The sequence below is a fragment of the Pseudomonas sp. LRP2-20 genome, assembly GCF_024349685.1.
Classification (GTDB): domain Bacteria; phylum Pseudomonadota; class Gammaproteobacteria; order Pseudomonadales; family Pseudomonadaceae; genus Aquipseudomonas.
In genome coordinates this window covers 2371468-2384456 of the sequence record NZ_AP025944.1, presented here as the reverse complement: position 1 = coordinate 2384456, position 12989 = coordinate 2371468, and the positions used below count along the sequence as shown (strand labels likewise).

Annotated in this window: 13 protein-coding genes and 1 pseudogene; 9 read left to right on the top strand and 5 right to left on the bottom strand. The window is 59.9% G+C overall.

What is annotated here, in order from left to right; translation table 11 throughout:
- Window positions 1-17 precede the first annotated feature (17 nt).
- Window positions 18-338 (top strand): hypothetical protein, encoded by a 321-nt coding sequence (locus OCX61_RS10510; protein ID WP_186598576.1) that lies wholly within the window; start codon window positions 18-20, stop codon window positions 336-338.
- A gap of 141 nt (window positions 339-479) precedes the next feature.
- On the top strand, window positions 480-1178 hold the full coding sequence (locus OCX61_RS10505) for a TerC family protein (RefSeq protein WP_186598575.1): 699 nt from the start codon (window positions 480-482) through the stop codon (window positions 1176-1178).
- A gap of 550 nt (window positions 1179-1728) precedes the next feature.
- Here OCX61_RS10505 and OCX61_RS10500 read toward each other — a convergent pair.
- Window positions 1729-1896 (bottom strand): annotated as a pseudogene (locus OCX61_RS10500) (transposase); the annotation flags it as partial.
- 166 nt (window positions 1897-2062) lie between these two features.
- Window positions 2063-3040 carry a LysR family transcriptional regulator gene (locus tag OCX61_RS10495; protein WP_186598574.1) on the bottom strand — a complete coding sequence of 326 codons (978 nt, stop codon included), beginning with the start codon at window positions 3038-3040 and terminating at the stop codon, window positions 2063-2065.
- A gap of 152 nt (window positions 3041-3192) precedes the next feature.
- Here OCX61_RS10495 and OCX61_RS10490 point away from each other — a divergent pair, with 152 nt between their 5' ends.
- The 6 genes from OCX61_RS10490 to soxR all read left to right on the top strand — a co-directional run bounded on the left by OCX61_RS10490 (window position 3193) and on the right by soxR (window position 9884).
- Window positions 3193-4503, top strand: coding sequence for an MFS transporter (locus OCX61_RS10490; protein ID WP_261943716.1), 1311 nt, complete (start codon window positions 3193-3195; stop codon window positions 4501-4503).
- A complete protein-coding gene (locus OCX61_RS10485; protein WP_186598572.1) occupies window positions 4503-5258 on the top strand; it encodes a class II aldolase/adducin family protein in 756 nt (251 codons plus the stop codon). The genes OCX61_RS10490 and OCX61_RS10485 overlap by 1 nt, the downstream gene beginning before the upstream one ends.
- 1 nt (window position 5259) lies before the next feature.
- Window positions 5260-6192: a 2-hydroxyacid dehydrogenase gene (locus OCX61_RS10480; RefSeq protein WP_261943715.1), complete on the top strand. Its 933-nt coding sequence runs from the start codon at window positions 5260-5262 to the stop codon at window positions 6190-6192.
- Between the two features lie 27 nt (window positions 6193-6219).
- A complete protein-coding gene (locus OCX61_RS10475) occupies window positions 6220-7236 on the top strand; it encodes a histone deacetylase family protein (RefSeq protein ID WP_261943714.1) in 1017 nt (338 codons plus the stop codon).
- A gap of 177 nt (window positions 7237-7413) precedes the next feature.
- The gene (locus OCX61_RS10470; RefSeq protein ID WP_261943713.1) at window positions 7414-8760 is read left to right on the top strand and encodes an OprD family porin; all 1347 of its coding nucleotides are present in this window, start codon (window positions 7414-7416) and stop codon (window positions 8758-8760) included.
- Window positions 8761-9425: 665 nt separating this feature from the next.
- Window positions 9426-9884, top strand: a complete 459-nt coding sequence (gene soxR / locus OCX61_RS10465) for a redox-sensitive transcriptional activator SoxR (protein WP_261943712.1) — start codon at window positions 9426-9428, stop codon at window positions 9882-9884.
- 70 nt (window positions 9885-9954) lie between these two features.
- On the opposite strand, the gene OCX61_RS10460 is transcribed toward soxR, so the two are convergent.
- The 3 genes from OCX61_RS10460 to OCX61_RS10450 form a co-directional block, all read right to left on the bottom strand.
- The gene (locus OCX61_RS10460) at window positions 9955-10254 is read right to left on the bottom strand and encodes a MerR family DNA-binding protein (RefSeq protein WP_410011102.1); all 300 of its coding nucleotides are present in this window, start codon (window positions 10252-10254) and stop codon (window positions 9955-9957) included.
- A gap of 95 nt (window positions 10255-10349) precedes the next feature.
- A complete protein-coding gene (locus OCX61_RS10455; protein WP_261943710.1) occupies window positions 10350-10547 on the bottom strand; it encodes a flavin reductase family protein in 198 nt (65 codons plus the stop codon).
- Between the two features lie 74 nt (window positions 10548-10621).
- Window positions 10622-11263 (bottom strand): superoxide dismutase, encoded by a 642-nt coding sequence (locus OCX61_RS10450; protein WP_261944294.1) that lies wholly within the window; start codon window positions 11261-11263, stop codon window positions 10622-10624.
- A 516-nt stretch (window positions 11264-11779) separates the two neighbouring features.
- On the opposite strand from OCX61_RS10450, the gene OCX61_RS10445 reads away from it, so the two are divergent.
- Window positions 11780-12976 carry an efflux RND transporter periplasmic adaptor subunit gene (locus OCX61_RS10445; protein ID WP_410011101.1) on the top strand — a complete coding sequence of 399 codons (1197 nt, stop codon included), beginning with the start codon at window positions 11780-11782 and terminating at the stop codon, window positions 12974-12976.
- Window positions 12977-12989 lie beyond the last annotated feature (13 nt).

Here is a 12989-nt window from a genome sequence, read left to right as displayed (position 1 = left end):
AAGATTTGGAGCGAATAATGAGCGAATCTATGACTGTACCTCGGAAAACCGCTGCCTCAGCTCACTCAGAGCCGACCGCAAAAGTGGCCAGCCCTGAAACTGAGCAAAGCATTGCTCAGAAAATCATGATCAACGGCTACGTTGGGCTTCTGGTCTTAATGCTCGGTCTCGGTTTTCTGCTCGTAACACTGCAGTCCGTGGGTCTTTTCATGCAAAGTGGAGCCCTGATTAAATACTGGGCAGATGCCCTTAACCCATGGCTTTTCACTGTTTCTGGCACCTTCGGAATCTGGACGTTGCTTACCGCCTACGTGTGCGGTTGGAAACCCCAGGAGTAACAGCACCAATCTAGGACGTTTTAAAACCTCGCACCAAAGGCTCCTCAATGGGCCTCCCCTCCGTGCCGGTTATCAAGTAGCCGGATTAACTGCAGCCGCTGGAGCTTAACTGTCCCAGCGGCTACCTTTTAGGCGACCTCAATGCTGGAAATATTCAACTCATTCTCATGGGCGGCACTCGCCCAGATTGTGGCAATCGACATTCTGCTGGGAGGCGACAACGCTGTTGTGATCGCTCTGGCTTGTAGAAACTTACCGGCTGATCTCAGGAAAAGAGCCATCACCGCCGGCGTTGCAGGCGCGATACTGCTTCGAATCGCTCTACTATTTTTTGCCATTCAAATTCTTGCTCTGCCCGCACTCAAAATTGTTGGCGGACTCATGCTGCTCTGGATCGGAATAAAGCTGTTTCAGGCTGAGCAGGAAGATACCGGCGAAATTGCCGGCGGGACTAAACTGATTTCCGCGATCAAAACGATCATCATTGCAGATGCGGTCATGTCCTTGGATAACGTACTGGCGCTTGCTGGCGCAGCCGGCGGCGACCTCCTTCTCGTATCCTTGGGTGTGCTGATCAGTATTCCAATCATCGTATGGGGCAGTCGCCTTGTTCTCGCCTTGATGGATAGATTCCCACAGATCATCGCACTCGGAGCCGCGTTGCTTGGTTGGATCGCAGGCGGCATGATCGCCGCTGATGCGCTAGTGGCAAAACATCTGTCTACAATCCCGATCACACCCACCACCATGCACTATGCCTCAGCTGCCATCGGCGCTGTCCTGGTCCTAGCGCTTGGCTATTTGATTTCGAGAAAGCGAGCATTGCCCGCGCGGAGTTGATCTACCCGTCCAAGAACAGTGTTGGCGGAGCAATGAGGAATAAAGCTACACTTCATTGCCTTTGCCATCCGATAAAACAACCTCACGCTACTTTATTGTTTCCAATCGACCATCTGCCCCCTCCATATTGATATCACGACAGTCTGCCCACTGCTCTTCCAGAAGAAATAAATGCCAGAGCAATGACGGCTAAGTGTTCACTATGCTGTCCGTACTCACAGCAACCCGTGGGGACGGAAACCTACTCCAATACCTTTTGGGCCACTCTCACATTCGAGAGCAAAGCTACACTCCAATACGGCCTACGGCCACTTTTTGTGGTGCCAAAGGTGATCCGCTTGCATTTCACCAAGGGAGCGCGGCGTAGCAGTAGTTCTGCCACGCGCCGACACAGTGGGTCATGCGCTCCAGCAACTGCAACGCGTCGGTCTTTATTGAACGTCATGGAGATCTCCTGTTCGAGTTTCACAGGCAGTCCCGCGACCTGTGAAAGCGAATATTCGCTAGTGCTGGCTTATTGTCGTTGGCAAGGCGCCGTCGCCAAACGGCCATCAACATGGCGTCGATAGCAAGGTCGCTGCACATCCTTGATCCAGGCGTAGAGACTGTGAACGGACATGCCCAAGCGCTGGGCAACGTCGGCGACAGGCTTGCCTTTCTCGGTCACTTGCTTGCCCGCTTCGATCTTGAATTCTTCAGGGTAACGCTGACGACTCATGGCTCCTATTTGAGCCTCATTAAGAGGCTTGGAGGTGTCTAGGAAACTAGGGGCGATTCATAGTGCTCACAGTAGTCAGGCCTCAAACCATTGATCGCGCCGTCTACACAGCGTCTTACTCCACTGCATGATAGTGCAATGTGAAAATGAGGGCCCGACCCTATGGTCAAAACCTCTCTGCTGAGTCCGTTGTCATTAGCATCTGCCGAAACCGTTCCAAGAATATCGACTCAGCCTGTGTCAACTTCTGTTCGCGATTCCAAAGCAAGTACACATTCACATCGATCACCCCGTCCCACGGCGGTAAACGCCACAGCTCGTTGGCCTGCAAATGCGCAGCGACAATATGCTCGGGTAGGCACCCGATACCAAATCCTGCTTCCACCAGCCGCAGGATTTCGTCAAGGCTCGGCGACGAGGCAACGATACGTCCGGTAAACCCTTGCTGGTCCCTGAACACCGTGAGCGGCGAGAGGTTGCCGCCGATCTGGTCGCTGGTGAAGCTGACGAAGTTCTCGCCCTGCAGATCCCCCAGAGTCAGGTTCTTGCGGCCGAACAGGCGATGGCGCTTGCCGCAGAAGAAGGCGTAGCGCTGCTCCAGCAACACCCGCTGCTCCAGCTTGGGCTGTGGGGTACGACAGAGGCTGAGACCGAACGATGCGGTCTTCTGCAACAGCGCACTGACCACGTCGGAACTACGCAACACGTCGATTTCCAGTTCCACCTGCGGGTACTCGTTGTGAAACTGGGCGAGGAAGTCGTCGTAGCAGCGGGACTGGATGCGGCTGATGCTCAACAACCTGATCTTGCCCGTCACGGTCTCTGTCGGGGTATCCAGCGCAGGCCCGAGGCGCGACATGGTGCCGTAGAGTTCGGCGGCGATCTGCATCACTTCCTCGCCCGCCTTGGACAGCGCGATACGCGGCCCGCGGCGTACCACCAGCGCGCTGTCCAGTTGCTCTTCCAGACGCTTGAGCGCCTGGCTGACTGCCGGCTGGCTCAGGTGCAGGCGCGCGGCAGCCCGGCTGATGCTGCCTTCCTGGGCGATCACCAGGAAGGTGCGCAACAGGTTCCAGTCCAGACGATCATTGAGAAAGCGCTTGGCTTCCGGGTTTCTTGGGGAGGTGGCTACTGGACTCGTCATTATTTGCCAAGCTTATACTTGAGTATTGGAATTAGAAGCTTTTCCTAGCATAGAGCTTGGCGCAACATCCAGCAACGCACCGCCAGAGTGCGACCGTCATGCCCATGCATGCCTCTCCTCCTGCCTATAAAAATGACTCTCAGGAGCCTCGAATGAGCCGCAACACCTCAACCCCGCGTCGTGCCGCGGCGGCAGCCTTCATCGGCACCACCATCGAATTCTACGATTTCTACATCTACGCCTTCGCCGCTGCGTTGGTGCTCGGGCAACTGTTCTTCCCCAGTGAGAACCCGATGCTCAGCACCATGGCGGCGTTCGGCAGCTTTGCCGTGGGCTTCATCGCCCGGCCCTTCGCCGGCATGGTCTTCGGCCACCTTGGCGATCGCCTCGGGCGCAAGAAAATGCTCCTGGTGACCATCGTCCTGATGGGCGTGGCCACTACCTGCATCGGGCTGCTGCCCACCTACGCCCAGGCCGGTATCTGGGCGCCGATCGGCCTGATCTTCCTGCGCTTGCTGCAAGGCATCTCGGTCGGCGGCGAATGGGGAGGCGCGGTGCTGATGGCCAGCGAACACGCGCCCAAGGGCCGCAAGGTGTTCTTCGCCTCGTTCGCCCAGTGGGGCAGCCCGGCCGGCCTGTTGCTGGCACTGATCGCCTTCCGTTTCATCACCGATATGGACCAGGACGCCCTGATGAGCTGGGGCTGGCGCCTGCCGTTCCTGATGAGCGGCGTGCTGATGATCGTCGGCCTGGTGATTCGCTTCGGCGTGCCCGAGTCGCCGGAGTTCGCCGAGGTCAAGGTCAGCGACCAGACTTCGGACAACCCGGTGATGGAAGTGCTGCGCAAAGGCTGGAAGAACATCCTGTTCGCCGCCCTGGCGGTGACCATTGGCTCCGGCGGTTTCTTCTTCACCAACACCTTCATGATCACCTACGTCACCCAATACCAGGGCATCGCCAAGTCGACCATTCTCGACTGCCTGTTCGTGGTGACCATCCTGCAATTCCTCTCGCAGCCCTGTTCGGCGATGCTCGCCGAACGGCTCGGCGAAGGCCGCTTCCTCAAGTGGGTGGCGTCGCTGTGCATCCTGGTGCCGTACCCGATGTTCCTGCTGGTGCAGACCGGCAACCTGATCTACATGACCGCCGGCATCGCCCTGGCCGTGATCCTGCTGGCGGCGCTATATGCGGTGATCGCCGGCTACATGGCCGAGGCCTTCCCGGCGCGGGTGCGCTACTCGGGCATCTCCATCGCCTATCAACTGGGCAGCGGCCTTACCGGCGGCCTGACGCCGATGCTCGGCACCTTCCTGGCCGGCCACTTCGCCGGGCAATGGGTACCGCTGGCGCTGTTCTTCAGCGTGCTGGCCCTGATGTCGCTGACCGGCGTGCTCGGCCTTGCGCACCTGCGCCGCGCCAATGCCGCACCGGCCACCCTCTCCACCTACCAAGGAATCGCCTGATGAGCAAGCCTCTCGATATGTCGGAAAGCGAATGGCAAGCGCGCTGCGACCTGGCCGCGCTGTACCGCCTGGTCGCCTATTACCGCATGACCGACCTGATCGACACCCATATCACCTTGCGGGTACCCGGCCCCGATCGACACTTCCTGATCAACCGCTACGGCGTGGCCTTCGAGAAAATGCGCGCCAGCGACCTGGTGCTCATCGACCTGGACGGCAACGTGGTGGACTGTCACTTCAACGGTGGAAAGGTCAACGCCGCCGGGTTCGTCATCCACTCGGCGATCCACGACGCCCGCCCGGACCTGCACTGCATCATCCACACCCACACGGCGGCGGGCATGGCGGTGTCGGCGCAGCGTGACGGCCTGCTGCCGCTGACCCAGCACGCGCTGAAGTTCTACGGCAACCTGGCGTACCACACCTACGAAGGCATCGCCCTGTCGCTGGAAGAACGCGAGCGCCTGGTGGCCGACCTTGGCACGCACAAGGCGATGATCCTGCGCAACCACGGCCTGCTGGCCGCCGGCGGCGGCGTGGCGGCGGCCTTCCACGAAATCTATTTCCTGGAACGTGCCTGCCAGGCGCAGATCCAGGCGATGTCCGCCGGGGTGGCGCTGAACATCCCCAGCGAAGAGGTCTGCCTGCATACCGCGGCGCAGTTCGGGCGCGACGGCATCGACGGGATCATCGACATGGCCTGGCAAGCGGCGCTCAGCCTGATCGACGAGCAGCGCACGGACTGGTGCAGCTGATATGGCGAGCCTCGTATTGCTGTGCCAGAACCCGGTGCTGACCGACTGGCTGGCCGCGCTGTTCGCCGAGCATGCACCGCAACTGCAGGTGCTGCGACCTGAGGATGCACAGGCCGCGGACGCCGAAATTGCCGTGTGCTGGTTCCCTCCGCAGGGCAGCCTCGGTCGCCTGCCCAACCTGCGCCTGGTGCACTCGATAGGCTCGGGGGTCGACCATCTGGCCCAGGACGATTCACGCAATCCAGCGCTGCCGGTGTGCCGGGTGGTGGACCCTGACCACACCCTGGGCATGAGCGAGTACGTGCACTGGGGGGTGCTGCACTTCCACCGCGGCTTCGACCAGGTGATCGCCGGTAACGCCACCCAGCACTGGCAGCGCCCGAAACAACGCAAGGCGCAGGACTTCAAGGTCGGCGTGATGGGCCTGGGCGCCATCGGCGCGCCCGTGGCCGTGCGCCTGGCCGAGGCGGGCTACGACGTTCGTGGCTGGGCACGCACGCCGAAGGACATCGAGGGTGTGAAGACCTTCGGCGGCCCGCAGGTGCTTCACGAGTTCCTAGGCGAACTGGACGTCCTGGTGAACCTATTGCCACTGACCGCCACCACCCAAGGGCTGCTGGGCCACGAGGTCTTCCGGCACATGGCCCGGGGCAGCGCCCTGATCAACTGCGGCCGCGGCCAGCACCTCGATGCGGACGGCCTGGGCCAGGCCCTGGCCAGCGGACAGTTGCGCGGCGCCCTGCTCGACGTGTTCGAGCAGGAACCGCTGCCCGCCGACTCGCCGCTCTGGCACACCCCGGGTGTCTGGGTCACCCCGCACATGGCCTCTGCGGCGTCCGACCGCTGCATCGCCGAGCAGGTGGCCGAGAACATGACGCGCCTGGCCAACGGCGCGGAACTGAACAATCTGGTCGATCCCGAACTGGGCTATTGACCGCATGCCTTTATCACGAGGTCAGCAATGAAAACCTTTTTCCACCCGGCCCAGCGCCTGCACCATCCCCGCTCCTACCTGTCACGCGGGCAGATGCGCCAGCCGCAGGAAATACCGGCACGGATCGAACCGCTGCTGGCGGCGGTCGCACGCCTGGGCTATCCGCTCTTCGAACCGGCCGATCACGGCGAGGCGCCGCTTGCGGCGGTCCACGGCCAGGCCTATCTGGACTACCTGCGCAGCGCCTACCAGCAATGGCACGAAGTGCCGGAGGACTGGGGCGAAGAGGTGATGTCGAACATCTACATCCGCGAAGGCAACCCGCTGCGCGGCATTCTCGGCAAGACCGCCCGCTACCTGGCCGATGGCAGTTGCCCGATCGGCGAGCACACCTGGCAGGCGGCCTACTGGTCGGCGCAGAGTGCCGTGGCCGCAGCACACGCGGTGATCGAGGGCGACCGCGCGGCCTATGCCCTGTGCCGTCCACCGGGACACCACGCCCGGACCGAAGCGGCGGGTGGCTTCTGCTTCCTGAACAACGCCGCCATCGCTGCCCAAGTGCTCCGGGGCAAGTACGCCAAAGTCGCCGTGCTGGACACCGACATGCACCACGGCCAGGGCATCCAGGAGATCTTCTACGACCGCGACGACGTCCTCTACGTCTCGATCCACGGCGACCCGACCAACTTCTACCCGGTGGTCGCCGGCTTCGACGATGAAACCGGCAACGCGGCCGGTACCGGCTTCAACCTGAACCTGCCGATGGCCCATGGCGCCAGCGAGGCGGACTTCTTCGCCTGCATGGACCAGGCGGCAGCGGCGCTGCGCGACTTCGCCCCGGATGTCCTGGTGTTGTCGCTGGGCTTCGACATCTACGAAAACGATCCGCAGTCCAAGGTGGCCGTCAGTCATGCAGGCTTCCATCTTCTGGGACAGCGGATCAAGATCCTGGGCCTGCCCTGCGTGGTGGTCCAGGAAGGCGGCTATGACATCGCCACTCTGGATGAAAACGCTACCCAGTTCTTCACCGGCCTGACCGCCTGACCCCGAGCAACATCTTCCCGGGCTGACCGGCCCGGGGAACACACAACGATAAAAGGCGCAACTTGCGTAATACACAAGTTAGCGATCAGGCACCCGGCTGCCCGGTCAAAAGACGCCTGCTTAATAACAATAAATCTTCACGCTGCCGTTCTTGAATCTGGCAATAAGGAAGTCTCCATGTGGCTCAGATCTTTCATCTTGGGAATGGCCGGCGCGAGCGCCTGCCTGTGCAATTCGATCGGCGTTGCGGCCGAAGCGAACAATGATTTTATCGAGGACAGCACGACCACCGTCGGCTTCCGGAACTTCTATTGGAACGCCGACAACCGTAATGGCAGTTACCTGAACCCGGCCGGCGAACGGCAAAGCTATCGCCAGGAATGGGCGCAAGGAGTGCTGGCCAAATTTAACTCCGGCTTTACCCAGGGCCTGGTCGGTTTCGGCCTCGACCTGCACTACATGGGCGCCGTGAAGCTGGACGGTAGCAAGGGTCGGGTCGGCGATGGCATCGGCAACGGCGGTATCGTCTCCCGTGACAACCAGGGAGATCCCAAGGCTGAATACTCCAAGTCCGGCGGCGCCCTGAAAATGCGCGTTGGCAGCACCGAACTGGCCTATGGTGACCTGTTCCCCGATTCGCCGGTACTCAAGTACGGCGACATTCGCCTGTTGCCACAAACACTCAGGGGCTGGAACCTCACCGACCGCAGTCTCACCGGCCTGACCCTGAACGCTGGACGCTTCACCTCCAGCAGCGACCGCGCCGAAACCAACCATGGCGGCAAGTTGGGCACGGCATATGGCGGTCGCCAGGCCGACAGTGACTTCGTCACCTATTACGGCGGCATCTACAGCGGCATCAATCACGTAAAGATCAAGTTGTTCGGTTCCGAACTGGACAATATCTGGAACCAGCAATTTGCCTCGATCGAATATCGGCAGCCCTTGAATACCGGCGGTGTTTTCAATACCGGCGCCAACTATTACCGGACCCGCGATACCGGTACGTCCCTGCTCGGCGACATTCGCAACGACGCCTGGAGTGCCCGGGTCGGGTATGCGCAGGGCGGGCATAAAGTCGAACTGGCCTACACCCGGATCGATGGCGACCAGCCGTTCGACTATGTCTGGAACAGCTTCGATATCGAGCTGGATGCCGCCTCCCAGGGCAGCGACTTCAACAGCCCCAACGAACGGGCCTGGAGTGCCCGCTACGACCTGGATGCCGCGGTGCTGGGCGTGCCAGGGCTGACCTTCACTGCGCGCTATATCCGCGGCACCGATATCGACGGGCGCGACGCCGGTGGGGGTTACTCACGCTTCCGCGCAGTGCAGGACGGTTCGCAATGGGAACGGGACCTGTGGGTGAAATACGTGTTGCAGTCGGGGCCGGCGAAGAACCTGTCGCTGCGGCTACTGCATGCATCTATGCGCACGGGGGGCGACTACGGTGCAATCGCCAATGACTTGGACCAGACAAGGATTATTCTCGACTACCCACTGGACCTGAACTTCCTGAGATAGAGGGTAGCTTGCCAAACTCACTGTCCATAGTAGGTCAGCTTTCAACCGGTGTTGACAGTTGAGGAGCTTCACTTTGCCCATGAGACAGAAGATCTAGGAGCACATGCCGGGTGAGTTCATGAACCGATTGTTCGCCAATGTCGGACTGATGGCTGTGGCGAAAATGCGCAAAATCTGCGAGAGCGTGCTCTGCGGCCCTTCTTTCAGGCTGTGCCGCCGATGTTGATCCACTGATTGAACACCGCGTCGGAGGTCTGATCAGCGGAAAGGCGGACAGAGAGCCCCTGCTGCTTGCGCTGCTCATCAGAATGAGCTGGAAATGGTATAGGAATGCCTACCCCGCTAACTATAGGCCTATAGGCGCTCCGGTCATTTACACCATTGCATCGAGGCGACGCTCAGCAATGAAGCCTGGTTTACGCCAAGTGGCCCGTACGAACGACTGGAAATTTGCAGCGGCCTGGTAGGCGCTTTGCTGACGGCACACAGACGTCTGCGGGGCTCGTCATGACGGCCTGCTGCTCGGGCAGCTTCATCTGCACCCGTCTGCTGAACCGCCGGGACTAGGAGCGCGCTCTTCATTTCGGCAACGTCGATTGGCACGCGGAGATCAAGAAAGTAGAATCTAAACATAACTTGATCGTTTGGAGGTGATGGTGCCTAAAATGCCTACTGTTCTGGATGGCACGACGGTGCGTATGTTCAGTGTGGGAGAGGTTGCAGAGCGCAGTGGCGTAGCAGTCTCCACGCTTCACTTCTATGAGTCCAGGGGACTGATAAGCAGTATTCGCACAGCCGGTAATCAGCGGCGCTACACCCCTGGCGTACTGCGCTACATTGCCATCATAAAAATTGCTCAGCGCGCAGGCATACCCTTGGACGAGATCCAAGGGGCGCTGGGTGATTACGACCCAATGGTTCGAGTTACCGCGGCGCAATGGAAATCCATGGCAACGCGCTGGCGTAAAGGGTTGGAAGATCGAATTGCGCAGTTGCAGCGGCTGCGCAATGAGCTGGCTGAATGTATCGGTTGCGGCTGCTTGTCGCTTAAAGCGTGCCCACTCCGCAATCCGGACGACAAGCTTGCTGCATTGGGTCCAGGCCCGCACTTCGAAGACTCTTGAAGCGAACCCATTGTTGCGACCCGGGGCTTCACCATCGGAGGCGCTCTCCAGCAGAACGCAATGTAAACGTCTATTCTCCTAGTAGTAGTTGGGGGCCAGGCCCCTGCTTGCCGAGAACATCGCCCGCGTTACGCAGTGGGCATTTTCTATGTGACATACAGCCACAACCGATGCAACCACCAAGCTGGTCTCTCAACTGCGTCAAGCACGTGATCCGCTTGTCGATGAGCTCTCGCCAGCCAGAACTCAGCCGCTCCCATTCTTCGACGGTTATCCTCCCCTCCGGGAGCGTATCCATATGGCTCTTGATCTCTGCCAGTGATAAACCGGCCCTCTGAGCGATACGAATAACGGCAATCCGGTGTAGCACATTGCGTGCATAGCGACGCTGGTTGCCTGACGTGCGCGTGCATCGCGACGAACGCCTGTGAGCAAGCCAGCCCTCTGACCGCGAAGTACCGGCAGTCACGAAAATGCCGCTAAGCCGCTGGATCTGCTGGCCTGGCTCCACGCCACCAACGGGGGACCGAGCGACATTGGCACGAACGAGTTGATAGTCAAACCAACGTCCCTTCCACTCGGAGTTTGGGTCGTAACGATGCAAACCCCGGTGGTGGACCGCCCCAAATGATCGCGCAGTTCTCGGCGGTAGACCGCTCTCATCACCGCCTGAGAATAGGGCTCCCCTCGATCAAGCGCTGCGTCATGTCGCAACGCTTCAATGGGTCCGAGAGCTGTCACTGCGGAGTACGCAGCTCGCGCGCAGCAAGATAGAGCCTGTTGACTTCCTGCCAGTTGATGATGTGGAAGAAGGCCGCGATGAAGTCCGGCCGCCTGTTCTGATAGTGCAGGTAGTAGGCGTGCTCCCAGACGTCGAGGGTAAGGATTGGTGTCCCTCCGGACAACCCAGCGAGCTGGCCCATCAGCGGACTATCCTGGTTGGCACTGCTTTCGACGAGGAGCTTTCCATCCTTTCCGACAGTGAGCCATGCCCACCCGCTACCGAAGCGAGTTTGGGCTGCTTTAGTGAAGGCGTCCTTGAATGCGTCAAAGCCACCGAGGTTGCTGTCGATAGCTTGTGAGACCTCTCCCGCAGGCTGGCCGCCGTCGGCAGAAAGAATCTTCCAGAACAGTGAATGGTTGGCGTGCCCACCACCATTGTTGCGAAGCGCTCCTCGCTTGGACACGGGAACTGCCTCAAGCTGCGTGATCAGGACGTCCATCGGGACCTCAGACAAACCGGCTTCGGCCACGGCGTTGTTCAGATTGTTGACGTAGGTCTGATGATGCTTGCCGTGATGGATCTCCATCGTCCGCGCATCAAAGTGCGGTTCAAGCGCATCGTAGGCGTAAGGAAGAGGTGGCAGCGAATAGGCAATGAAATGATCTCCGAGGTTGGATAGGACAGGTTTCACAGAGACCGGTTTTCGACCACTTGACTGTCGGTCTCTGTGTTCGAGCAATGTTTATAAAACCTCAAGCATTGTTTAGGTCAAGGATTTTTTTCTGCTGCTTGCTTGCCCGGAAGACCCGCGTGAATCACATGTCCCTACCTGACTCAAGCTTGCACTGCTAAGTCCCTACGGCTCAGCCGACGACCTTCACTAAGGCAGCGGCCCCTCGCAAAGGGGTGCCACTGGATGTCCTTCATCCACCAGAACGCTTCCGAAAAGTTTCCCTTGACCTCAAGTTATCTTGAGGCTTTATAAATTCTTCCGATCACCGTGCCCAGCGCTTTGACTTCCGTCTGCGTGCTCCACGGCCGACATGTGGCGATACCCCGTCCACCGCGCTACCCATTTACAACCGCATCTCCTGAGCTTCAGTTTGCGATTGAAGAAGGTGCCGATGAGCTAGGCGTGTCACGTCGTTTCATTTCATTCTGAGGACGTCTAATGACTCACTCCTGCCCCAGCTCGGCGTACGCGCGTTCCCGGCTGGCCCTGCTCGCGTTCAGTACGCTATCCCTGGCCATACTCGTAGGCTGCAACGGTGAAGCCCCTCCGCAGCCCCCCCCGGCGCCCCAAGTCAGTGTTGTGCCGGTCGCGCCTAAGCAGATCAGCCGCTGGGACGAGTACAACGGGCGAATAGAAGCTATCGAAGTGGTAGAGCTGCGTCCCCGTGTCTCAGGTTACGTGGATCGAGTCGCCTTCAAGGAAGGCCAGGAAGTCCGGAAGGGGGACGTCCTTTTCACTATCGATCCAAGAAGCTACCGCGCGGAGCTCAGCCGCGCCGAAGCGCAGTTGTCTCGGGCTCGAAGCTTGGCCAAGCAGAGCAAAGGCGAGGCAGATCGTGCCAAGGTGCTGGTCGAACGTCAGGCCATCTCCACCGAACTGTGGGAGCAACGCCGCGCCGCAGATGAATCCGCGCAGGCCGATGTCCAGGCGGCACAGGCCGCAGTAGAAACGGCGAAGCTCAACCTTGACTGGACGCAGGTTCGCGCGCCAATTGATGGACGTGCCGATCGCGCGTTTGTGACGGCGGGAAATCTTGTGGCCGCAGGAGATGCGGCCAGTGTGCTCACCACCCTGGTGTCGCAGGACAAAGTCTTCGTCTACTTCGAAGCTGATGAGAACGCCTTCCTCCGCTACGCCCGTATGGCTCGCGAAGGACAGCGTCCTAGCGAGCGTGATGGAAAGCTTCCGGTTCAGATCGGGTTGGCCGACGAGCCTGATTTCCCTCACACCGGCACCGTCGACTTTCTGTCCAACCAGGTGGACCGTGCGAGCGGGACCATCCGAGTGCGCGCTGTCCTGGACAACAAGGCCCGCAACTTTACTCCTGGTCTATATGCCCATGTGCGCTTGCTGGGAAGTGGACAGTTCAACGCCTTGCTGATTGACGACAAAGCCGTTCTGACCGATCAGACGCGCAAGTACGTATACATCGTCGATGACAAGGGAACCGCGCAGCGCCGAGATGTCAGGCTGGGAGGAACTTCGGAGGGTCTGCGCGTCGTCGAGGAAGGACTGAAGGAAGGTGATCGGGTAATCGTCAACGGCGTGCAAAAGGTTTTCATGTCAGGCATGCCCGTCGATGCGCAGCAGCTGGCAGCACCCGTACCAGCCAGCGCCGGAAGTGCGAAGAACTAGCGCACGGCCCCTT

Bases quoted from the DNA above. Each gene is read 5' to 3' on its own strand.
- OCX61_RS10510 (WP_186598576.1), top strand. From the start codon at position 18: ATGAGCGAATCTATGACTGTACCTCGGAAAACCGCTGCCTCAGCTCAC.
- OCX61_RS10505 (WP_186598575.1), top strand. From the start codon at position 480: ATGCTGGAAATATTCAACTCATTCTCATGGGCGGCACTCGCCCAGATT.
- OCX61_RS10495 (WP_186598574.1), bottom strand. From the start codon at position 3,040: ATGACGAGTCCAGTAGCCACCTCCCCAAGAAACCCGGAAGCCAAGCGC.
- OCX61_RS10490 (WP_261943716.1), top strand. From the start codon at position 3,193: ATGAGCCGCAACACCTCAACCCCGCGTCGTGCCGCGGCGGCAGCCTTC.
- OCX61_RS10485 (WP_186598572.1), top strand. From the start codon at position 4,503: ATGAGCAAGCCTCTCGATATGTCGGAAAGCGAATGGCAAGCGCGCTGC.
- OCX61_RS10480 (WP_261943715.1), top strand. From the start codon at position 5,260: ATGGCGAGCCTCGTATTGCTGTGCCAGAACCCGGTGCTGACCGACTGG.
- OCX61_RS10475 (WP_261943714.1), top strand. From the start codon at position 6,220: ATGAAAACCTTTTTCCACCCGGCCCAGCGCCTGCACCATCCCCGCTCC.
- OCX61_RS10470 (WP_261943713.1), top strand. From the start codon at position 7,414: ATGTGGCTCAGATCTTTCATCTTGGGAATGGCCGGCGCGAGCGCCTGC.
- soxR (WP_261943712.1), top strand. From the start codon at position 9,426: ATGCCTACTGTTCTGGATGGCACGACGGTGCGTATGTTCAGTGTGGGA.
- OCX61_RS10455 (WP_261943710.1), bottom strand. From the start codon at position 10,547: ATGAGAGCGGTCTACCGCCGAGAACTGCGCGATCATTTGGGGCGGTCC.
- OCX61_RS10445 (WP_410011101.1), top strand. From the start codon at position 11,780: ATGACTCACTCCTGCCCCAGCTCGGCGTACGCGCGTTCCCGGCTGGCC.